The organism is Pandoraea oxalativorans, assembly GCF_000972785.3.
Taxonomy (GTDB): Bacteria; Pseudomonadota; Gammaproteobacteria; order Burkholderiales; family Burkholderiaceae; genus Pandoraea; species Pandoraea oxalativorans.
Genome location: NZ_CP011518.2, coordinates 246,673 through 268,194, shown reverse-complemented (window position 1 = coordinate 268,194; position 21,522 = coordinate 246,673). Strand labels below are relative to the sequence as shown.

The window sequence follows — 21,522 nt, the reverse complement described above, 5'->3', positions numbered from 1 at the left end:
CGCCTCGCCCGCGGGAGCATCCCTTTCGTCTCGACGGGTCATGGGTCACCGGCCTGCAGGCAAAGTCCGCCCATCAAGCTGGCGGCTGCGCTTGTGCAGTCCAGGGAAGCTACGGCCGGAACAGTCCGTGCGTGTGAGTGAACTGCTGCGCGCCAACCCGCCGCTGTGGTGCGTCTATTGGCTACACCACGAACTTAAGCGACGGTGGGCTTCAGAAAGCTGGCCCGGGTGTAACAGGCAAGGCAGCAAGGGATTGCTCGAGCCAACGAGCGCGGTATCGGTGCGCTGAAACTATTCGGGCGGCGTCTGCAAGGTGACTGGCACGCAATCCTGGCGCGCGGCCGCTCCCCACTTGGCACCGGTGGCGTTCAGGCCCTCAACGCCACCGTCAAGGTTATTAAACGCCGCGCTTACGGATACCGCGACGAGGCATATGCGTTGTTCAAAATCCGCGCGGCTTTTCCTTGTCGAGCGCAATGGACCAAAAAAAAGCCGCCCCATGGGGGCGGCAAAGTCCCCCACAAAAAGAGCGAAATGAGCTCGAAGTGCGAGGAGCCAAGGTCGGGAAATTCCACGGCCTTGCGCGAGCGACAGACGCTCACGGCGGGGAAAAAAAACCCGCAGCGATAAGCTGCGGGCAAATCTGCATCACCATCGGGGGGCGGTGAGCAGAGGACCAACCGTGCACCGGACGCATCCACTGCACCGGTGCTATTCTCAAAGCACGGCCAAACCACGGCCAAATCGGAAGCTCCACCCTCGCCATGGGTGTCACCGCTGCGATAAATCGCAGCGTCATCAGCCCGTAATCATGTCGCGCCGCGCACGGCCGTGATGGCGCCTCTGAGCTGTCGTCGACGCTTTCACGGCATGGCGTCAACCGTTGAGTGAAGTATCGACGACACCTGGGCGGCGGCGGGATCAGGTGAACACCTGAAGTGAGGCTCTGCCGAACCGCATTGCCGGAAGCCACTGCCCCGGCGGGCGTAAAAAAACGCCGCACCGTGGCCTGCGTTGAGCACGACGCTCGGGCCGCGTCTTTGGCCAGCGAATCGTCCGGCGAACTGGCCGGCGAATCGGCCCGCGAAGTTGGGCATTCGTGCGGTGGCTCGGCGCGGCCTGGATCGCCGCACGGGCGTGCCGTCCGCTTAAGCGTGGCGAGAGCACACGATAGCGCGTTGATCGGTCCGTGCCAAACCGGCCGGCCCTCTCCTGACTGCAGGTCTTTCCTTCGGGCACGCGCCGAACGATCCGGGGGGCGCTGTGCCGACGCGAGCTTCGGCTTGCGCACGAACTCCAAGGGCACCGACACGATAACGACGTGACGCCGAAGCGAAGCCAGGGGGTGCGGGGGTGTTTGCGCCGGCAATGCATCGCACTGCTCAGCGGGGCACGCACGGCGACGCTCGCGGGCACGCCTGTGCTGGGTGCGACGCATCGGCAGGGCGTGGATGTCGCCCGGGACGAGGGACACACCACGGAAATTCTGAAAACCCGGGCTGGGCGCCGACGCGCCGTGGGATTGCGCGGGGGGCCTGTGCGACGCGGTGGTTTCGGGGACTGGAGCTGGCGGATCGGCAGGGGAGGTCTCGCGCGGGGCGCCCGGCGGTTGCTGCGCGGCGCGGGTCGCCCCGCCGCGTCTGTCGTCGCTCAACGGTGACGGCGTGCGGCGTGCCCCGCCCGCTCCCCCGCCCGCGAGGGGCACGGGCGCCAGCCCCGGTGCCCCCTGCCCCGAAGATAACGCCCGTCCGTGCGCCGGCAATCCCCGACGGGGCGCCGCCAGCGACGCCTCGCTGTCGCGAAAACCGGCCGCCACTTGATCACCCCGCGAAGGATCCTCGAGCGGTCCGCCGCCACGCCGCGCTCGGACCTCTGCGCCCACACGAGTGGCTCCCAAAATGGACAGTCCCCCTCAAAGAGGTCGTCGCTCTGCGGTGCCGCGCTGTCCGACGTCCGGGCAACCCGTCACGGGGCGATTCATTGCACGGCTTGACCGTCCGCGGACACGGGGCGCCCGCATGCCTCGCCAAGATTGTCGCGACACCCCTTGGCGCGTGACCCCCGCGTCAATCCTCAATAGCGTCCGGATCGCGGCCTGTGAGCGCACACGCGAAACGGTGCCAGAACTCACTTCGTCCGTCGTCCGGTTCGTCCCATAGGGGTGCGATGTCGCTTTGAACGACTTCGCCACCGAGCAACGCGAACATGCCACAGTTGCGCCCCACGTCCTCGTCCGCATATTGGATGTCGATCCTATCGCCGGGGAATTGCTTCGATAGCGCGTAAAGCACCGGTGTCGGGCACGCCCACGCGGTTTGGAACGAGGCCGTGCCGGCGGCCAAGTCCACTGACGACTCGACGGCGTTACGTGCCGTGCCCCAACGCTCGTATGCGAAGTCCGCCTCGTGGAAGAAGCCGCAGTGGCGGTGATTGCGCAGCATCTGCACAAACTGCTCGAACGCTTCGTCGGTCAGCGCGCCGAGCGTCGCCTCGGCACGATTTTCGGCCTCCAAGGCGGCGAGCTCCGGGTGGTCGGAGAGCGGCCGCCCGACCACGATCTCAGCCAACGTCTCGGCAGCCCTGTGAACACTGTTCCACGCGAAGGTGCCCGAGAACGCCTCGATCCGTGAGAAGTCGACGACGCGGTCCGTGTTCAGGAGCGCGGCGAGGACGTGCGGCGGTGCTGCAATCTTAGTGGTGACCCAATTTGCCATGTGTCGTTCCCTCATGATGTTCGATCTGGCTGTTTAATCCGGCACTCACACGACACTCGGCGCGCGCGCCGAAATCCCAGGAGGACGGCAAGGTCGGCGATGAAGCCGCCGCCCCCGGGATGCCGGTGCCGTGTCGGCCGGTGCAAGCGGTTCTGCGCCACCGGCAAGCCGCGAGTGCGTGCTGCGTCGGTTGCGGACAATGCGGCAAGCAGCGCGATAACGGTTATACAGGTTCACCGGGCGCGCTTCTTTCGGGTTTTGCCAATGACCGCGGCAGACCACCCAGGCGCGCACGCATGCCGGTGTTGCGAAGGGGCCGTGTGTCATTCTCGCCGGCGCGGGCAGTCGGCCCCCGATCGAGTTTCGCGGGCGAGTGCCGCCGCACCGTCTGCGTGGCCGGCGGCGGCTGAAGCACGGCATCGCGGTGCGCGATGCGCGACACGCTCGGCCCGGGGGGCGAGGCATCGGACCCCGGGCAATGGCAAGCTTGCTTCGTTCGGGCAATGCGCGGCCCGCGCCGGGCACGGGCAAGCTCAACACTCGCCATCGGTGGCAAGACCGGGCGTGGCCTGCATGAGCGCGGCGCTTCACGGGGGCCGGCTCGCGGCAGCGGCCTGAGCGCGGTACCCGAGCCAACGCGCACGGCCCCGAAGCGAAACGAGACGCCCGCGGCGCGCGCGACGTGCGGTGCGCCAGGGAGAATGCGTCCGCTTCGCGGGCGCGCCTGAGGGGTGACTTCGACGCTGTCGGGCGCCGCCCGGCAAACGTTTGCGTTAGCGGTTGCGAGCGCACGCGCGGGCTTTGCGACGGCGGGAACGGGCGGCCCCGCAGCGGCCCGCGCGCCCGCACAGCCCAAGCGCCTGTCGACCTCGAAGAAAACCGACATGGCCGGCGTGGCGGCGCGCGAGCCACTTGATCGGGCTCGACTTGCCCGAGCCGTTGTGGCCGATCGGTCCGTGCACCTGGCCGGCGGCGAGTGCCCGCGCGAGTGGCGCGCGCAGCGTACGCCCTTGGCCCGCGAGCGCAACGTCTTGCAAAGCGAACATCGGGTTGTCAGTCATGCGCATTCGGCGAAGCGGGTTCGTGGAGCGCCCCGACGTCAGCTCGCGTGGCGCCTGCGCGCTCGACCGAACCGTGTGAAGCGTTTGCGTCAAGCCGACGCGGGCTTGCGCCGTCTCGCCGCGCCGTGGGCCGACTCGACCCTGCCGGCCGAGCGCAGAGTGTGGACCGGGTTCGGTGGCATGACGCGCGCGAGCGCAACCGCAACGTTAAGCACACCGGCGGCGCACGGGCAGCGCCCGAGTCGCTGCGAAGGGGCGCGCCGACGCAGCTCAAGCCCGTTTCCCCGCGTGAGAACGAAGGCACGACCGGCACACCGGAGCGGGCGAAACGGTTCGGTCTCGGCCGATCGACGCGCCCGCCGGCGCTCACGACCGTCGGCTCTCACGACGGCCGGCTCTCGCGACGGCGGTGCGGCGGGGGCTTGAGCCGCTCGCCGCCGGTGAAGGCCGCAGTCTCGCGGCCGAGGCGTGGCAGCATCGTTTTATCGGCGGTTTCGGCGCGGCGCCCCACGAAGCCTGACGAAGCCCACCCAGCCCCGTGCCGCCCGCGGAGAGGGCCGGCATCGGCCCGCATCGGCTCGAGCTCACGCCGGTGGCGCGCAAACGTGGGCGGTGGGGCGTCGCGCGGTACATCGGTGCCGGCGTCATGTCAGGTGCGGACCTGTTGGCGCGCGCAAAGAGGGGGTCGACAATGGCAGTCAAACACGCCTGCGGCGTGGCTGCCGAAGTCCCGCGACGCGACTAAAGCACGATCGAGTCAAAACGGGCCCGCGCCGTTGTTCGCCCCGGTTTAACGTGCGGTTTAATATGCCGGTCTACGGCGCGGACACGGTTGGCAAGCCGATGACCCGGGCACGCATCATGGGGCGGCGCTGCATGCGCGGCCGACTGCTGCAGGGGCGGGGGCAATGCGTGGGAGCTCAAGGGGCGGTTCGCGGCAAACGGGTTCACACGACGATTGCCGAGGGCTTGGCACCGCGTCCGCGGGACCGGGCCAATCGTCCAATCCAGGCCGACCGGCCGAATCAGCGCGGGGCTTCCGATGTCGCCGACGTGTCGGTGTGTCGGTGTGTCGGCGTGTCGACGTGGCAGCGCGGGCTGCGCGTGTGGTGGAGCATCGACGTGGTTGTGCGGTGCGTTGGGGTGCGGGCCGGTGGTGAGTGCTCGCTGCTCCGGGCAGGCGCGACGCGGTCAATCCATGGGGCCGCCCGACTCGCTCGTGGCGCGGCGAATTCGCGGTACCCCGGGCAAAACGAAAGAAGCACGTGAAATCCGATAGCTTAGTGACGCGAAGTGCGCATACACTCGCTGACAAATACGCAAACGCACGGGGGTGAGGAATGATTCATTGGCGTCGTCATGAGGAGGATCATGCGTCGCTTCATGACAATCGGGATCTCGACGCCTTCTTGAGGGTGATGACACCTGACGTCGTGGCGACGCCGCCGCGCGGGCTGCCGCGAGGGCGTCGCCGTGTCTCCATTGGGCGGATGCTGGGGATAATGGCCGTGGCGGCATGCGTCACGGTGTCGATCCTGTTTGTCCAAGGCGAGCTGTGACGCACCCTGCAGCGCCCCCTGCGCCCCTCGAGGGCGGCGCGCGATGCGAAAGCGTCGCTTCAAGCGATCGTGTGAAACGACGCCGGTTAGTAGGACTAAGAACGCCCCCGATGCGCGCTGCGAACGGGGGCCGAATCGTGACCTTCATCCAAACGCGAGGTGTTCATGCGAAGGCGATGGTTTCGTCGCCGGCCGTCCGCGGCGGGCTCGAGTGGGCCGCCGAGTATCGACGTGTCCGAGGCCGCGGCGAACGTCAAGCGGTTCGGGGCGCGCACCAACGCGCGGCGTACCGAGACGATCGCTCTGATCGCCGGCATCGGCGTGGTATTGGCGGCGACACTTTGGCTGGCCGGAGACCTTGTCATGAAAGCGCCTACGGTGTAGGGGGCTCGGTGCCCGCGACACAAGACGGACACACGTCCGACACAAGACGTCTGCCGGCGCGCCCGGCGTTGGGCAGGCCGGGGGGGTGACCACGCTCACCGGGCCGCTCACCGGGCCGATGACCGGGCCGTCGTCGCGGTGACGGGGCCCCGTGGGGACTGCGTAAATCGGCCGACCGTGGGTCGGTCAGCGATTCGCAAGCCGTGGGGGCGTACCCGGGAACCGTTGCGTCTCGTCTCGTCTTTGCGTTGTGTTGTGTTGTGTGGGGGTGCGCTGGGTTGCTTTGCGCCGTGTGGTGTGCACCCGGGCTGCGCAACATCGGTGACGCACGGCCGCTGCCTCGCGATCCCCGCGGCCGACCCAAGGTGAGGCTGCCCGCACGACGGCCGAGTGGTCCGCCTCGGGCGGTCCCCCTCGGGCCGCGCGTGGCGTGGCGCACCATGGGTCGGGCTCGGCAGCCCGCTGACTTGCGCCATGCCGGCGTGGCCGCCGGCCCACGCGCACCGGGCGCGCCCGCCCCCGCCGGCGGCCCTCGCTAGCACGCTACCGGCCTCTACGCGCCACGCGAGCCGGCGACCCGCCCTGCGCGCCGCGCGTGCGATCCCGCGGGCGCATCGAGTGGGCGCAACGAGTGGGCGGGGGCAACGCTCGAGTTCGCGGTCGTCGTGGCACAGGGCGCTCCGGTTCGGCGGACGGCCGCTGCCCGCCGGCGTGGTGCAGCGCACGCAAAAGGGCCGGGGTTCCGGCCCGCGGTCACCGGCCGCGCCGGTGCCGAGCGGTGCCGTCCGGGGGGCTTGCACGGGGGCTGCGTGACGCCCCCTGCGCCGTCGCGGCGATAACGGTGTGACAGGTCAGGTTTCGCTCGCGTTGCGTGAGCCTCAGGCGCCGCTTCGTTGGGGGGCCTCGTCAAAGTCCGCCTTGGAGCGCCGGTCCTGGATGTCCCGCCGGCGCCCCTGCCGCAGCCAAAGGGGACCGGCCGCAAATGCCGCGCGGGTTGCGAGTGCCCGGTGTAGCCGGGCGGTCACCCGGCAGTTGCGGGAGGGGCTTGAAAGGCCATGAGCACGGCGTGCGCCTCCGGCGCGGCGGCTCAACCGACACCGGCGGCCGGGGGGGGCAGCGGCCGCCCTGCACCTTGCTTTGCGGCTTGCTGCGTGGATCGCTCGACCCGCGCGTCAGGCGCCTCCGAATACCCCGCCTCGAGCGGGACCGGCGGCCCACCGGTTGATGCGCGCCGCCCCGCCGTCTTTTCGGCGGCCCGGGCGATCCGCTCCGATGCGGCCCCCGCCAGGTCAAGCGCATCGGCATGGACAAACGCGCGCTTGGCGGCTTCGTCCTCCTCGCGTAGTTCATACGCCCGCCGGGCATAGAAGTAAGCGGTCTTGGCCAACGAACGTCGACCGGCCGCGTCATAGAGACACACGAGCGTCTCGAATTCCTTGGCCGTCGCACCGAGCTTCGCGAGCGCTTCGAGTAGCGCCTGCGTATCACCCTGCATCGCAACCGCTGCGGCGATCGTGTTCAGCGCCTCGCCGGCCCGCGCGGCCGGCTCGGGCAGCGCCAAGGCCGTGAACGTGTCGAGGGCCGACAGGTAGGCCATCACCGCGGGCGCGGCGCGCCCGCCGTGCCAGTGCGCGAGGCCGCACGCCAACTCGGCGTCGGCGCCGCGTCGCCGGGTGTCTTCGGCCAGGTCTGCGCAAAAAAGATGGTTGGCGAACTCTTTGGCGGCCGCAGCGTACGCTTTGGCGGCCGCGTTGTTGGCGTTCGCGCACGCCGGGGAGCTTGGGGCGTGCGCGCCGCCTTGCGCAAGGTGTATCAGGGCTGCCAGCTGATGCCGGTGCGGCAAAGCCAGGTATTGCGTAAAGGCGTTGGGGGTGGCGTTGTTATCGTGTTCGGGGGGCAGACTTTGCCGTAGCGCCGCTTCCCCCATGGGCGAGAGATTGCCCGCCAGCGTGAGCAGGGCCAATGGGTAGTCCCCCGGCACGTTCACCGGATTCTTGCCCTCTTCCATTGCGTGCTTGTGAAACGCCAGCGTGACGACGGCCTTCAGGTTGTCAGCCTTATGACCGCGGTGCACGAACCGATCCCAGGTGGCTTCCAAAAAGGGCAGCTTGGTGAGTTCGCGATAGGCCCGGCCGACCGAGGCCGCATCCCAGAACTGCACCTGGGCCAGCCTGTCCGCGAACTTCTTGTCGTGATCATCCTGCTGCGGCGGGAACCCCCCGTGGCGGAGAAAAGCGGCGCTACCGACCTTGAACATAACCGGCTCCGGACAAATAAGCCGCAGTGCCTCGCGACGGAGGCCACTGCTGCGGTGACGGCGACGCCGTAACTTGGGGCCCGCCTGAATGTGTTGAGAGACCGTCGGGCCATCGTGGCGGCTCGCGCGTACCGAATTCGCGGGGCGCGCACCGCTGTCGTTCTCCCCGGCGGTGGCTCGCAACGCGTCGGCGCGGCGCCGGCCGCCGTCATCGCGGCCGACGCCCCGTCGTATGTCGGCATCCGAGAGCCCAGCGCGCCGGCCGACAAAAATGCCGGCGGCGAGCCCGGGCGACCCGCGACGGGTTCGAGACGGGCACACCGAACGGCGGCGTGCCACCCTCGGACCGCTCGGCGCCCGTCACACGGGCGCGCCGTGTCGAACGGCTCGACCCGCGCGCCGCGCGGCGGCGGCCCGCACCCCGGCGTGCGCCGCCCACGCGAGCCCGCCGGGGTGTGGCGCGTCGCGGGGCTGCGGCACGCGTGAGGGCGATCGCGCCCCGCCCCCGCCCCGTCAGCGCTCGGCGCGGTCTCACGAGGCCGGGGGGCCCGCACGCGCGCCCCGCTTGACGGCGCAGGTGGGCCGTGCCGGCGGCCCACGCTACCACGCTATCACGCGACCATCGCCTCTGCGCGCCACGCGTGTCGGCGACCCGCCCTGCCGGGCACGCGTGCGATCCCGCGGGCGCGGTGGGTGGGCGGGGGCAACGCTCGCGTTCGCCGTCGTCGTGGCACAGGGCACTCCGGTTCGGCAGACGGCCCCCGCTGGCCGGCGTTGTTCACGGCACTCAAAAGGCTCGCGGCTTCCGGCCCGCGGCCCCAGGCCCCGCCGGTGCCGAACGGTTCCCTCCGGGCGTGCACGGGAGGCTGCGTGATGGTGACCGGCGCCGTCGCGGCGATAACGATGGGGATAGTGATCGGGTTTCGCTCGCGTTGCGTGAGCCTCAGGCGCCGCTTCTTAGGCGGGGACTTGTCAAAGTGCGCCTTGCGGCGCCGGTCCTTGACGAGCTACCGGCGCCCTCTCCCGCTGCCAAAGGGTACCGGCGGCAGGTGCCAGGGAGCTTGCGAGCGCCCGGTGTGGCCGGGCGAGCACCATGCGGTCGCGGCAGGGGCGTGAAAGGCCATGAGCACGGCGCGCGGCTCCGGCGCGGCGGCTCAACCGACGTCGGGGCCCGGGGGGGGCAGCGGCCGCCCTGCACCTAGCTTTGCGGCTTGCGGCGTGGGTCGCTCGACCCGCGCGTCAGGCGTGCCGGTGGTCTCGGGCTCGACGCTCGCGACCGGCGCCGGCTCAAGCGCTTGATGGACATCGGGGACCGCTTGCGGTGCGGGTCGCTTGACCTGCGCGTCGGGCGAGCCGGTGGTCTCGGGTTCGGCGCGCGCGACCGGCGTGGGCTTGGCGGCTTCACGGACTGACGCGCGCTGCGTCGCCTCGACTTCGGCGGCCCGGGCACGGACCCTTTCGACTTCCTTGGGGAGGCCCGCCTTGTCGAAAAGTTCGATGGCCTGCCGGTACGCCTGCAGGGCCCGACGGTGGTCGGGAGCGGCGTGGGCGATCCGCTCCGATGAGATTGCCGCCAGATCAAGCGTACCGGCATCGATATAACAGCGCTGGGCGGCGTCGTCCTCCCCGCGTTGTGAATACACCTGCCCGGCATGCCGCAGGGCGGTCTGGGCCAGAGTGCGTTGACCGGCGTGCTCATGGAGGCTCGCGAGCGTCTCGAATTGCTGCCCCGTGGCACGGCGCTTCGCGAGCGCTTCGAGTAGCGCCTGCGTATTATCCTGCATCGCAACCGCGGCGACGATCGTGTTCAGCGCCTCGCGGGCCCGCGCGGCCGGCTCGGGCAGCGCCAAGGTCGTGAATGTGTCGAGGGCCGACAGGCAGGCCATCACCGCGGACGCCGGTCGCTGGCCCTCCCAGTGCGCGAGGCCTGACGCTAACGTGGCGTCGGCGCTGCGGTACCGGGTGCTTTGGGTCAACGCTGCCCACGTAGGCTGGGTGGCGCGCCCGGCGTACCGGAGCGAGGCCGCGGCGAACTGTTCGGCGGCCGCGGTGTTGGCCTTCGCGCACTCCGGGGAGCCCGGGGCGTGCGTGTCGGCTTGTGCAAGGCGCACCAGAGCTGCCAGGAGATGGCGTTCCGACAATCCCAGGTATCGCGAAAACGGGTTGGTGGCTTCGTGGGCTTCGTGTCCCGGGGCCACACTTTGGTTGAGCGCCGTTTCCCCCATGGCCGAGAGATTGTTCGCCAGCAGGGTCAGGGCCGCGTGGTGGTCTCCCGGCACGTTCGTCGGATCCTCGCCCCGTTCCATCGCGCGCTTGTAAAACGCCAGCGTGACGACGGCCCTGCGGTTGTCCGCCTTATGACCTTTGTGAAGGAGCTTATCCCAGGTGCCTTCGAAAAAGGGCAACGCGCTGAGTTTCCGATAGGCGCGGCCGACGGAGGCCGGGTCCGAGAACCGCACCGTGTCCAGCGTGGCCAAGAACTCCTTCTCACAATCGTCCCGCGGCGGGAAACCGCCGTGGTGGAGGAGCGCGACGCTACCAACCTTGAACATAAACCAGCTCCTGAAGGATGAGCCGCAGTGCCTCGCGAGGGAGGCTGCTGCCGCGGTGCCGGCGACGCCGTGACGCGGGGCTCGCCTGAACGTGTTGAGGGACCGTCGCGCCACCGGGGCGGCCGGCGCGTACCGAACGCATGTGGCGCGCACCGCCGGCGTTTCGCCTCGGCGGTGGCGCGCAGCGCATCGGCGCGGCGCCGGCATGCCACCTCGGGCCGCTCGGCGCCCGTCACGGCGCAAGTCTTGCTGCCATTGTCCGCCGCCGCGGCCCGGCCACGATCGGGTCAACACCTGAGTTGCCGCGCGCCGTCTCGTGGCGAGCCGGCGGGGAGCAGCGAATCGGGTCGCGTCATCACACGGGCGCGCCGTGTCGATCGGCCGGTCCCGCGCGCCCGACGGGCGGTGGCCCGTCGCGTGCCGCGGCGCGCGCGGGGGCGATCGTGGCCTGCCGAACGGCGTCGACGGCGCGGGCGAACGGGGGGCTTGCGGTGACCGACCGGGGGGCGTCTGCCGGGCGTCGGCGGCCTGGCGCGTCGACCCCCGCGTCTTGATCGGCGTGCGCGCGAGTGGACTCGGTGCCGTCCGCCGTCACGGCGCGCCCGCTCGCCGCTGAATGCCCCCCAGTGCCCCTGAATGCCCCCGAGCGCCGCTGAGTCGCCCGCCCCGCCGGGGTCCGACGCGCCGCGCCCGTCGCTGCCCCGCACCGGTCGCGCGCCCCGTCAAAACCCGATAGTTATGTCCGGAATTCAGGTATCGGCCTGATACGTGGTTGGCCGGCGCATCGGCAGTATGGCCCCATGAGCAAACACCTCGACCCCTCCGCCGCACTGCATTGGCTGGCCCACCGCCTTGAGCGGCCGCACTGGTCAGTCGCCCGTACCGTTCTCACCGGCGTGCTGGGCACGCGCGACGTGCGGGCGCGCCGCTTCGCCACGGGCCTCACGGTGGCGCTTTCGCTCGACTGGCCGGTGCCGCAAGCCGCGCAGGCGTGCTTGCTACTGGCGAGCCTGGCGGAGGTGTGCGACGACGCGCTTTATGTGGCCGAGTCGCGCCTGTGGCTGTTGCGTCGCTATCCGACGTCGCTGACCGAAGTGGAGTTGGACCTGCTTGTCAAGCAGCAGCAGAGCATGGCTGCGTTACTTGTGCCCCGCGAGCGCGCTGCGCGGGCGCCCGCCCCCCTCATCGGGAGATTTGTATGAAGTACCCCAGCCTGATCGCCGCAGCCTTGATTTGCACGAACGTGTGCGCCGAGCCCATTGCTTGGCGGGGGCCGGCCTTCTTTATCTCGAGCCGCAACACGCCGCTCGCCTCGGTGCTCAAAGACTTGGGGGCGAATTACGGCCTGCCGGTGGTGGTGAGCCCCAAGATCACGGAGGCCTATGCCGGCACGCTGCAAGACACGCCGCCGGGGCGCGCGCTCGGCGAGCTCGCGCGGTTGTACCAGCTCACGCCGTATTACGACGGCAACACGCTGTACATCTATAAGGCTGAAGAAATGGGCCAGACCTTGCTCACGCCCGCTTACCTGAGCGGGGCCGAGCTCTCGCGCTTGATCGGCCAGAGTCGGCAGATGGACCCCACGGCGTGTCGGGTGCAGGCGGTGGGCGGGAATGCGCTGCAAATCAGCGGCGTGCCGGTCTGCCTGAGTCGGGTGGGCGTGTTGGCCAAACAGCTCGACGATCAAAACCTGAATCAGGAGCAAAACAAAGAAACGATCGCGATCTTCCCGCTCAAGTACGCCAACGCCGCCGACAGCAGCTACGGTTATCGCAGCCAGAACGTCATCGTGCCGGGGGTGACCTCGGTGCTGCGCGAGATGGCGCAAGGCCGCGCCATGCCGATCCCGGATAACAAGTCGGCGATGCCCGTGGACACCGGCGGACTGCCCACCTTCTCCGCCGACACGCGGCAAAACGCCGTGTTGGTGCGCGATCGCAAAAAGAACATGGGTGTGTATGAGGTGCTGATCCCGCAATTGGACCAACGCCCCACGCTCGTGGAGATTTCGGTGGCCATCATCGATGTGAACGCGGGCGACGTGAATCAGTTGGGCATCGATTGGTCCGCCGCGGCCAACATCGGCGGCGGCTCGGTGAGCTTTAACCAAGGCACGATGAGCTCCGACAGCTTCTCCTCGTTGGTCCCCAACTCGGGCAGTTTCATGGCGCGCATTCACGCCCTGACCGAAACCTCGAAGGCCAAGATCGTCTCGCGGCCCTCGGTGGTCACGCTCGATAACGTGCAGGCCGTGCTCGATCGCAGCATTACGTTCTACACCAAGGTGTCGAGCGAGAAGAGCGCCCAACTGCAGGCGATCACCGCGGGGGCGCTGATGCGGGTCACGCCGCGCATCATTCACGAGCCGAGTGGCGACCGGGTGCTGCTCACGCTCAATATTCAGGACGGGCGCCAGGACAAACCGCTGAGCCTCGCCGAGCCGCTGCCGCAAGTGCAGAACGCCGAAATCGCCACGCAGGCCACGCTGAACATCGGCCAAGCGCTGCTGCTGGGCGGCTTCGTGCAAGACGAACACACCGAGGGCGAGCGCAAGATTCCGTTGCTCGGTGACATCCCCCTGATCGGGGGCTTGTTCCGTAACACCGCCAAGAACGAGCGCAGCGTGATCCGCTTGTTCCTCATCAAAGCCGAACCGCGTCAGGTGTAACCCCTCATGGAAGCGGCATACAAACTCAAATTATTGCGCGGTCCGCTCGCCGGCCACGAACTGCGGTTGCCCCCCGGGCCGTTTAGCGTCGGCGGCGACGAGAGCGATCTCGCGCTGCCGCTCGAAGGCGGCGGCACGGCCACGCTGGAGGTTGGCGAGGCGGGCGTGACGCTCACCAGCGCGACGCCGTGCTGGGTCAACGGTCGGCGCTGTGCGCCGGGCGCGCTGCCCCCGCGCCAGGTGGTCGATCTGGCCGGCGTGGCGCTGGTGTGGGGGCCGGCGGACGCCGAGCTCGGGCACCCGGGCGTGCCGCCGCGCGGGCGCGCCTATGGCCGGGTGGCGGGCCTGCTGATCGTGACGCTGGCGCTTGCCGGCGCGCTGGGCTGGAGTCTGTTGCCGGCGCCGGTCGCGGCACCGCCGAGTGCGCGCGACTGGTTGCCCCAAGCGCTGGCGGGCGAGCCCGGGATCACCGCGCGCTGGCTCGGCGAGCACACCCTCGAATTGTCCGGGCGTTGCCGCGACAGTGCCCGGTTGCAGGCGCTCACCACGCGCTTGCGCGCGGCCGGCGTGCACCTGCGCACCGAGACCGTGTGCCAAGACGAGTTGCGCCAAGCGGTGCGCTCGCTGATGGCCAGTTTCGGCGATCTGGACGTGCGCGTCACGGTCGACGAGGCCGGCCGTGCCGAGATCGACGGCCCGGTCGTGAGCGACGGCACCGCGCTGGTGGACGCGCTCGACAAGTTGTCGGGCCTGAGCGGCTGGCAGCTCACCGATCGCGGCGGCGACGAACTCACCGCCCTGTTGCCACGGCTGCAAGCCGCCGGGCTGCTCACCGGCCTGAGTGCCACCCGCGCGGAGCGCGGATGGCTGTTCTCCGGTCAGCTCGAGGCCGCCCAGCAAGCGCGACTGCAAACCTTTTTGGCGCGCGCGAGCGCCGAGCCCGGCCGCGTCGTGCCGCTGCGCTTTGTCGGCGCCGGCCGCGACAGCGGGCGCGCCGATTATCTGCCGGCGCCCATCGCCGGGGTGGGCGGCAACACCAAGGCGCCCTATGTCCAGCTCAGTAACGGTCTGCGCTTGGTGGTGGGCAGCACGGTGGCCCACGGCTTGCAAGTCATCGCCATTGGCGCGACCGGCGTCTCACTCGCCGGGCGCCGCGAATTGGTTTTTCTCCCCCTTCATCACTAAGCTAAGTCGAGAGGTTCTGATGTTTTTACTGAGTGAAATCGAAGAGCGACTCGCGGCCGACCGCTGCGGCGATCTGCGTCGCGAAATCCTGAGCCGCCTGGAGGCGGAGCTCATGGCGCTGGGTCAACAGCAGCGCGAGCAGCACAGCGCGCAGGACTACGCGAGCTTGGAGCGTCGGCGCGTCGCCTGTCTGGCCGGGATCCGGGTGGTCGAGCGGGTCTGGCGGCGCCTGAACCCCGTCTAAGGCCGGGCGCGGCGCGGCGCTTCAGGTGAAGACCTGATGGGGTCCGCGCGTGCGCTGCCCGAACATGTGTGTAAGACGCCAACCAAGGAAGGCACGATGTCCAGTCTGCATATGATTCTCGTTCGACACCACGGCACGCTGCACGTCGGCGCGAGCGCGCATGCGGTGGCCCCGGGCCTGTGGCTCGTGGCCGGCGGCACGCCGCCGTCGCCGTGCGGCGGCGCGCACGTCTACAGCCTGTGTGGCACGTCGCTGCAGTCGGTGTTCCGCGACGTGCAGCCCCTGCTGGTCGACGGGGGGTGTGCGCGCGCGCTCGCGCCCCACCAGCCCCAGGCGGTGCCCGCGGAGACCGGCATGCTCGACGCGGTGGCGCGTTTGGCCGAGCTCAATCCCGACGCCATGTGGCGCTTTACGCTGGCGTACTGCTTGGTGGCCGAGCGCACGCGCTGCTCGACGCTGCTGCGCCATCTGGTGTCGGCCGACTTCGCGCTGTGCGACTTTCTGCACCAGCACCGGCTCGAACCGTGGCCGGTGACGCGGTATGCCGAGGCGCTGGAGCTGCCGCTGCGCAAATTCACGCAGCTGTTCAAGGACAAGTTCGGCACCTCGCCCAAACATTGGCTGCAGGCCCAACGTCTCGAGCACGGGCGTCGTCTACTGGAGACGACCTCCAAAAAAGTGATCGAGATCGCGCTGGAATGTGGCTTTTGCACCGCGGCGCACTTTTCCGAGAGCTTTCGCCGCCATTTTCATGTGTCACCGCGCGACGCACGACAACAGGCGCGCCAGCTCCACGCGGCGCGCACCCACGACCTTAAGGAGTTTCCCATGGATTTCAATGCACTCACCGACAGTTTCGCGGCGACGCTCGCCAACGCCGACGCCAAATTGAACCAAGCGGTCGCGACCGCGGCGAACAAGGGCGACGCCGCCAGTCTGCTCGGGCTGCAAACCGCGATGCAAACGTGGAACATCGCCTTTACCACGCTCAGTAGCGCCGAGAAAGCCACCAAGGACACGATGGCCGCCATCGTGCACAACTTCTAACGTTGAGGAGCGTGCCATGTCGCCCCCGAGCTTTCCGCGTCTGATCGTCGAGCTGAGTTTTGCCGCGGTCAGTCAGCGCCTGCGCCCCGAGGTCAAGGAGATTTTGGCCGCGCTGCCCGACTGGATCGACGATCCGCAGCAGTTGGCGCGCTGCGAGGCCATGTTGCTGTATAGCTTGGGCCGTTACCGAGCGGCCGCCAAGCGCTTGGCCAAGCTCAGCGCCGATGACTGCGTGCAGTTGCGCGGGCTGGTCTTGATGAAAACCCAACAGATGCCGAACTCACTCACCCCGCCGGAGTCCTGCTCATGAACATTGACAACCTTTTGCGCACCCTGGGCGGCACGGCCGCCACCGGCCAGCCCGGCCAGCCCGGCGAACCCAGCGCCTCGCTGCAGCAGCGCTTTGCGGCCCTGCTCAAGAGCCCGCTCGATGCGAGCTCGGGGGCGGACCCGAACACCGCCGCGGCGGACAATCTGGTGTCGTCCGTCGGCGCGTCCGGGCCGACGGGCGCCGCGGGCCTGCTCCAGGTTCAGCTTCGCCTGCACGAGAACGCCGTCGCCGCCGATGCCATCTCCAAGGGGGTCAACTTCGGCGTGCAGGGCATCAACAAATTGGTGAACCAATCATGAAAGCGTCGCGATGGCTGCTGCTGGTGTGCATGCTGCCGCTGCTCGTGGCCTGCAAGCGCGAGTTGTACAGCAAGCTCGATGAGAGCGAGGCCAACCACATGCTGGCGCTGCTCATCTATAACAAGATCCCGGCCGAGAAGGCCGCGGGCAAGGACGGCAGTTCGCTGCAGGTGGACGAGGAGCACTTCGTCAACGCGGTCGAGGTGCTGCGTCAGAACGGTCTGCCGCGGCGCAAGACGGTGTCGATGCAGGACCTGTTCCCCAGCGGCCAGTTGGTGACCTCGCCGCGCCAGGAGGACGCCAAGCTGAGCTTCCTCAAGAGCCAGCAACTCGAGAAAATGCTCTCGAGCATGGACGGTGTGATTGTGGCCGAAGTCTCGGTGGCCGACCCCCTCGCCCGCGAGGGCGAGGTCGCCGGCCCGACCTCGGCGGCGGTGTTTATCAAGTACAGCCCGGAGGCCAACTTGGCCTCGCGGGAGGCCGAAATTCGCGCGCTGGTGCGCGGCGGCATCCCCGGGCTCGCGCCAGAGCGCATCACGCTCACGCTGCAGCGCGCCGACTATCGCTTTATGCCGCCGCCTGTGGCCCCCGTGCAGCCGCTCCCGTGGCGCTCCATCGCCGCGGCCGGGGGCGTGGCGCTGCTCGGCGGGGTGGGCGCGCTCACGCTGTGGTGGCGCCGCCGCCCGAAGGCGGTGGCGCCATGAGCCCCGCCGTGCAAGGGCTCTACGCGCTCTGGCACCGCCCCGGGGCCGACATGGACCCGGGCTGGTGGGACAGCGTCGAGCTTGCGGCGTGGCGCCGGCCCTACGCCACCCAGGCGTTGTTGCGCCCGCTGCTCGACACGCTGATCGCGACGCGCCTGCGCCACGCGGGCCCAGTGCCGCCCGTGTCCGAGACCGCGGCCGTGCTGCTCGGCAACGCCGCGCGCGCGCGCACGCTGTGCTTGGCGCTGGGCTTGTGGGCGCTGGGCAGCCCCGACTATTTGTTGCTCAAACCGTACCGGGAGGCCCTTTCGGACGCACTCGATGCGGGCACCCAGCGCCAGTTGCAGGCCTTGTTGCCGACGGGCGGCGGTCGCGCCACGGTGGCGCCGCAGGCGCTGCCGGGCGTGGCCGCCGATCTGGGCGCGGCGTGGCTCGGCGGCGCGACCGACCCCGCCGTGCGCGTGTGTCGACTGCGCTGGCCGCCCTCCACCCACCCGGCCCCCGCGCGGCCGGTCGAACCGATTCTTGTCAAGCTCATGAGGTGGCTATGAACAACCCTTTGGGCATTGTGGTGCACGAACTGCCCGGGCCGCTGCCGACGGGCGCGATCGTGCCCGCAGCGGAGCTGGCGCGACGCCGCGAGCATGCCGCGGCGCGTGAGACGCTGCTCGCGGCCGCGCACGCCGAGGCTGACGCGCTGCGCGACGCCGGCGCCACGGCACTCGAGCAGGCGCGCGAGGCGGCCGAGCAGGTGCTCGCCGCCGCGCGTGAGCAGGCCGACGCGCTGGCTCAACAAGCCAAGGCGCAGGCCGTCGAGGAGACGGTGCAATGGCTGTGCGCCGAGCATCGGCTCGCGCAACGCCTTGCGGCGGAACTCGCGCACCGCTGGCGTGGCCTGACCGCGCAGGTGCTCGAGGAGGTGCTGGGGCAACGCGATCCGAACGAGCGCGTGCTGCGGCACGTGGAGCGGCGCGTCGCCGAGTTGCTGCCGCAGGGGCGCCTCACGTTGGCGGTGGCCCCTGAGGCGCTCGGGCAAGCCACGCAGGCGTGGGCGGCCACTCCGGCATTGAGCGTTGTAGCGGACGCCGAGCTCGCCCCCGGTCAGGCGCGCCTTGAGAACGCGCGCCTGCGCCTGCATCTGGATGCGCCCGCGCACCAGGCGGCGCTGCTTGCCCAATTCGCCCGCGCGCCCGACACCTCGGTGCCGGGCGCCGACGCGCAAGCCGACGCGGAAGCCGACCTGCAGGCCGACATGCCGGCTGACGCTGACGCCGACGCCGAGCTCGATACTCAAGCCGACATGCACGCCGACATGCAAGTCGACATGCAAGTCGACACGCAAGTCGACACGCAAGCCGACGCGCCATATGCGTTTGCGCGTGACGGCGAGCCGGGCGGTGACCTTGACCCGGAGCTCGGCCTTGAGCCGGACCGTGACCTTGACCTTGGCCTTGGCCTTGGCCTTGACCGTGACTTTGACCCGGACCTCGGCCTTGACGTTGACCGGGACCTTGGGCTCGGCTTTGACCGGGACCTTGACGCGATGCTCGACGCGCGCCGCGACGCGGCCTCCGCGCTGACACCGACCTTCACGCCGACATCGAACGCGCTCGCCGACCCCGGCCGGCGCGAGGCGGCCCCCCCGTGCCCGCCGACATGGCTCACGGACTTCGCGGACGAACCCTGGGAGATGGCCCATGATTAGAATCTTTCAACCGACGATCGACATTTCGTCGAATACGCTCCCCGACGCGCAACCGACCCGCGCGCCCTCGGCGCCGCCGCCTGAATCGGTGACCTCGACGGCGCTGGCGCAACTCCTTGAGTTTGAAGGGGACGCGTTGCGGGAAACCGAGGAAAATCTCGCCTTCGCGCTCGGCGGGCGGCAGCGCGAGACACGGCGCACGCCGGGCAAAGACGAGACTGTGCGCGTGCGCATCCAGAAACTCGTCACGGAAGTCAGCGCGGTCGAAGGCGCGCAGCTGGACGGCATCCTCGAGGCGGGCCCGCATGACTGGATGCATGCGTCACAACCGCTCGCGGCGCTGCTGGCCCAAACCGGCGACGCCGGACAGGCCGCGCTGACCCTGGCGGCGTGGCTGGCGCGGGGCACGCTCGACCCGCAGTTGCGCGCTCGCCTTGAAGACGCCCTTGCGCAGTTGGGCGCCGACGGGAACCTGGCGCTCTCGCTGTTTGCCTCGCTCGAATTCCCTAACCCTCCGCCGGCGTTGCGCCGCGAACTCGTCAGCCTGTACCATCTGGCCAACGAGCAGCCCGACGGCACGGCGGCCTACGCGCAGAAGCGCAAGCTGTCGTATTGGTTGGAGGCGCTGGGCGAGCCCGCGCAGCGCGCAGGCAAGGTGCGTACCATGATGAAGGTGCTGGCGTATGAGTTGTCCGCCAGCGGTCAGCCGATCGTGGGCAGCCACTTGGCGGCGGTCATCGGCGACCTGCGACAATTGCTACGCGTGCTGAGCCTCGAGGCTCACTGCCACCAGATCGCCCAAACGCTGGGGGTGCCCGGGATCGACGGCGAAGTCCTGCTCCGATGCTTGGTACGGCTCACCGAACAAGTGTGGAGCAGCCCCGACAGCGTCGCCGAAACGCTCCCCCCGCTCGAAGAGGGGCAGCACTATCGCGTCGCCCATGGGCTCGGTCGGCTGGTGCAATTGTCCCCGGAGGACTGTTTTGACGATGGGGAGCATAAGGCCCAGCTCGAGCGCGCAATCGCGGAACTGCGGGACCGCCATGCCGAGTGAGCGATGTGCCCGGCGCGCTCACGCGGGCCTCGCGAGGAGCGGGGCTCGCGGCGCGCCCGCCACGCCGGGCCGCGTTCGACGGGGCACGCTCCCCACCCTCCCCGTCTGACCCGCGTTCATTGGGGGGCCGAGCCCGGCGCCGCCTGTGCCCGCGCAACGCGCGCCGGCGGCCTGAGCGCTCAGGCCTGAGCGCGCCGCCGGCCCGAGTGCGAGGCGGGCGGTGCCGGCGCCCGGCCGTTGCCTGGCGTTCGGTCCCACCGTTTAGTCCCACGGTTTGGTCCCACGGTTTGCTCCCCCTCTTTGGGTCCTCCCGGGCGGTCCCTCTGCTGGTCCTCCTGTTGGTCCCCGTCGGCCCCCCCTTAATCCGTGCGTTGGAGTGCGCGGCTCGAGGCCTCCGCCGGAGCCCGCCCTCGGGGCGGGTCCGCGCCCTGCGGCGCGGGCGGAGCGCGCGGCACGGCGCCGCAGACTGACGACGTGCGCCGCTGAGGTCGTCCCCCCTCGAAGTCGTCCCCGCGTGAAGTCGTCCTCCCCCGAGGTTGTCCCCCTGGCGTTGTGCGCCCCCGACATCGTCCGTCCTCACGGCGGTCGGCCGCGTTGTCCGCGTTGTGCGCGCGCCCCCTCACCCGCGGGCGGCGCGGCCTCGCCGACGGGCCCGAGCCGCCGCACGCGTCGGCCATGGGCAGGCGTCGGCATGGCCGCGCCCGCCGGACCTGCGGGGCGCGACCGCCGTCCGGGCGGCACGGCGATCCGGGCGGGTCACCCACGTGCGACAGTCGGCTAATAACGACGTCGGGTGAATTTTGCGCACACCTTCCCAGGCTTCCCGAGTAGTATTTGCGTCAAGCGGAGGCCTCGGGCCTCGAGCACGCCACTGTCGGGCGCCGCGCGCGGGTATCATTTATGCTGGCGTGGCGTCGGCCCGTCACCGCATGGCCCCGCGCGTGAATCGAGGGTAGCCTAATTCTACGAGCAAGCGTCACCACCATGAGATACGCCCCATCCAGTGCGCCCGTTAAGGTGCTGATCGTCGAAGACCACTCTTTGCTCATCGATGGCATTCGCCACCTGCTGGCGGAGCAGCCGCGCTATGAGGTCGTCGGCGCCGTCTCCGACGGACTGGCGGTGTACGAGGCCTGTCAGCGGCTCTCGCCCGACTTGATCCTGCTGGATTTAGGGTTGCCCGGCATGGACGGGGTGGATGTGATTCATCAACTGCGCCGGCGCTGGGAGGATATCCGCATCGTGGTGGTCACCGCGTCGACGGAAGAACATCGCAGTCGCGCCGCGCTCGACGCGGGGGCCATGGCCTATATGCTCAAGCGCAGCCCGCAGCAAGTGCTGCTCGCCGCGCTGCAGCACGCGGTGTTGGGCAAGCGCTTCGTCGACCCGGCGCTCAAGCTCGAGACCATCGACACGAGTCAAGCCGTGATTGGCGACACGCCGCTGACGTTGCGTGAGCGGCAAGTTCTCAAGCTGGTGGCCGAAGGCCATCGCAACCGCGACGTGGCCGAGCTGCTCTCGATCAGTCTGAAAACCGTGGAGACGCACCGCATGAACCTGATGCGCAAGCTTGACGCCCACAATACGGCGGAGCTCAGCACGTGGGCACGGCGCCTGGGCGTGTTGAACGAGTGACCCACGCGGGCGGGGGCCGCGCTCGCTCTCCTTAGCGGCCCCGCCCGCCCCGCCCCGTCCCGCCGCCGCCTCGGGCCGTCTCCGGCCAGTCCCGCCATCTCCGGCCGCCGGGTCACCTCCCGC

19 protein-coding genes are annotated in these 21,522 nt (G+C 69.7%); 15 read left to right on the top strand and 4 right to left on the bottom strand.

Annotation, left to right across the window (positions count from 1 at the left end; all coding sequences use genetic code 11):
- Positions 1-252: 252 nt before the first annotated feature.
- Positions 253-630, top strand: a complete 378-nt coding sequence (locus tag MB84_RS31825) for a transposase (protein ID WP_084010156.1) — start codon at positions 253-255, stop codon at positions 628-630.
- 1,436 nt (positions 631-2,066) lie between these two features.
- Here the strand turns inward: MB84_RS31825 and MB84_RS25795 are convergent.
- Positions 2,067-2,714, bottom strand: coding sequence for a DUF1281 family ferredoxin-like fold protein (locus MB84_RS25795; RefSeq protein ID WP_052654563.1), 648 nt, complete (start codon positions 2,712-2,714; stop codon positions 2,067-2,069).
- Positions 2,715-3,487: 773 nt separating this feature from the next.
- A complete protein-coding gene (locus MB84_RS25790) occupies positions 3,488-3,775 on the bottom strand; it encodes an ATP-binding cassette domain-containing protein (protein ID WP_157123008.1) in 288 nt (95 codons plus the stop codon).
- 1,340 nt (positions 3,776-5,115) lie between these two features.
- Here MB84_RS25790 and MB84_RS30815 point away from each other — a divergent pair.
- Entirely contained in the window at positions 5,116-5,334 is a 219-nt protein-coding gene (locus tag MB84_RS30815) for a hypothetical protein (protein ID WP_052654560.1), read from the top strand.
- Between the two features lie 231 nt (positions 5,335-5,565).
- Complete coding sequence (locus MB84_RS25780; RefSeq protein ID WP_157123006.1) at positions 5,566-5,718, top strand: hypothetical protein; 153 nt, start codon at positions 5,566-5,568, stop codon at positions 5,716-5,718.
- Between the two features lie 1,087 nt (positions 5,719-6,805).
- On the opposite strand, the gene MB84_RS25775 is transcribed toward MB84_RS25780, so the two are convergent.
- Together MB84_RS25775 and MB84_RS25770 are read right to left on the bottom strand one after the other, a co-directional pair.
- Entirely contained in the window at positions 6,806-7,975 is a 1,170-nt protein-coding gene (locus MB84_RS25775) for a hypothetical protein (RefSeq protein WP_052654556.1), read from the bottom strand.
- Between the two features lie 1,154 nt (positions 7,976-9,129).
- The gene (locus MB84_RS25770; RefSeq protein WP_052654554.1) at positions 9,130-10,527 is read right to left on the bottom strand and encodes a hypothetical protein; all 1,398 of its coding nucleotides are present in this window, start codon (positions 10,525-10,527) and stop codon (positions 9,130-9,132) included.
- Between the two features lie 800 nt (positions 10,528-11,327).
- Here MB84_RS25770 and MB84_RS25760 point away from each other — a divergent pair.
- The 12 genes from MB84_RS25760 to MB84_RS25705 all read left to right on the top strand — a co-directional run bounded on the left by MB84_RS25760 (position 11,328) and on the right by MB84_RS25705 (position 21,399).
- A complete protein-coding gene (locus MB84_RS25760; protein WP_052654548.1) occupies positions 11,328-11,729 on the top strand; it encodes a hypothetical protein in 402 nt (133 codons plus the stop codon).
- Complete coding sequence (locus tag MB84_RS25755) at positions 11,726-13,195, top strand: EscC/YscC/HrcC family type III secretion system outer membrane ring protein (protein ID WP_052654546.1); 1,470 nt, start codon at positions 11,726-11,728, stop codon at positions 13,193-13,195. Before MB84_RS25760 ends, MB84_RS25755 begins: the two co-directional genes overlap by 4 nt.
- A 6-nt stretch (positions 13,196-13,201) precedes the next feature.
- Positions 13,202-14,380, top strand: a complete 1,179-nt coding sequence (sctD, locus tag MB84_RS25750; protein ID WP_052654544.1) for a type III secretion system inner membrane ring subunit SctD — start codon at positions 13,202-13,204, stop codon at positions 14,378-14,380.
- Between the two features lie 19 nt (positions 14,381-14,399).
- Entirely contained in the window at positions 14,400-14,624 is a 225-nt protein-coding gene (locus MB84_RS25745; protein ID WP_065225877.1) for an EscE/YscE/SsaE family type III secretion system needle protein co-chaperone, read from the top strand.
- A 111-nt stretch (positions 14,625-14,735) separates the two neighbouring features.
- On the top strand, positions 14,736-15,671 hold the full coding sequence (locus tag MB84_RS25740; protein ID WP_157123005.1) for a helix-turn-helix domain-containing protein: 936 nt from the start codon (positions 14,736-14,738) through the stop codon (positions 15,669-15,671).
- 16 nt (positions 15,672-15,687) lie between these two features.
- A complete protein-coding gene (locus MB84_RS25735) occupies positions 15,688-15,981 on the top strand; it encodes a DUF1039 domain-containing protein (RefSeq protein WP_052654541.1) in 294 nt (97 codons plus the stop codon).
- Entirely contained in the window at positions 15,978-16,301 is a 324-nt protein-coding gene (locus MB84_RS25730; RefSeq protein WP_052654540.1) for a hypothetical protein, read from the top strand. Before MB84_RS25735 ends, MB84_RS25730 begins: the two co-directional genes overlap by 4 nt.
- Positions 16,298-17,005 (top strand): type III secretion system inner membrane ring lipoprotein SctJ, encoded by a 708-nt coding sequence (gene sctJ / locus MB84_RS25725; RefSeq protein WP_052654538.1) that lies wholly within the window; start codon positions 16,298-16,300, stop codon positions 17,003-17,005. Before MB84_RS25730 ends, sctJ begins: the two co-directional genes overlap by 4 nt.
- Entirely contained in the window at positions 17,002-17,556 is a 555-nt protein-coding gene (locus MB84_RS25720; protein ID WP_052654635.1) for a type III secretion system domain-containing protein, read from the top strand. Before sctJ ends, MB84_RS25720 begins: the two co-directional genes overlap by 4 nt.
- Positions 17,553-18,710: a hypothetical protein gene (locus MB84_RS25715; RefSeq protein WP_052654537.1), complete on the top strand. Its 1,158-nt coding sequence runs from the start codon at positions 17,553-17,555 to the stop codon at positions 18,708-18,710. The genes MB84_RS25720 and MB84_RS25715 overlap by 4 nt, the downstream gene beginning before the upstream one ends.
- Positions 18,703-19,764, top strand: a complete 1,062-nt coding sequence (locus MB84_RS25710) for an HrpJ domain-containing protein (RefSeq protein WP_065225875.1) — start codon at positions 18,703-18,705, stop codon at positions 19,762-19,764. The genes MB84_RS25715 and MB84_RS25710 overlap by 8 nt, the downstream gene beginning before the upstream one ends.
- A gap of 984 nt (positions 19,765-20,748) precedes the next feature.
- Positions 20,749-21,399, top strand: a complete 651-nt coding sequence (locus MB84_RS25705) for a two component system response regulator (protein WP_052654536.1) — start codon at positions 20,749-20,751, stop codon at positions 21,397-21,399.
- Positions 21,400-21,522 lie beyond the last annotated feature (123 nt).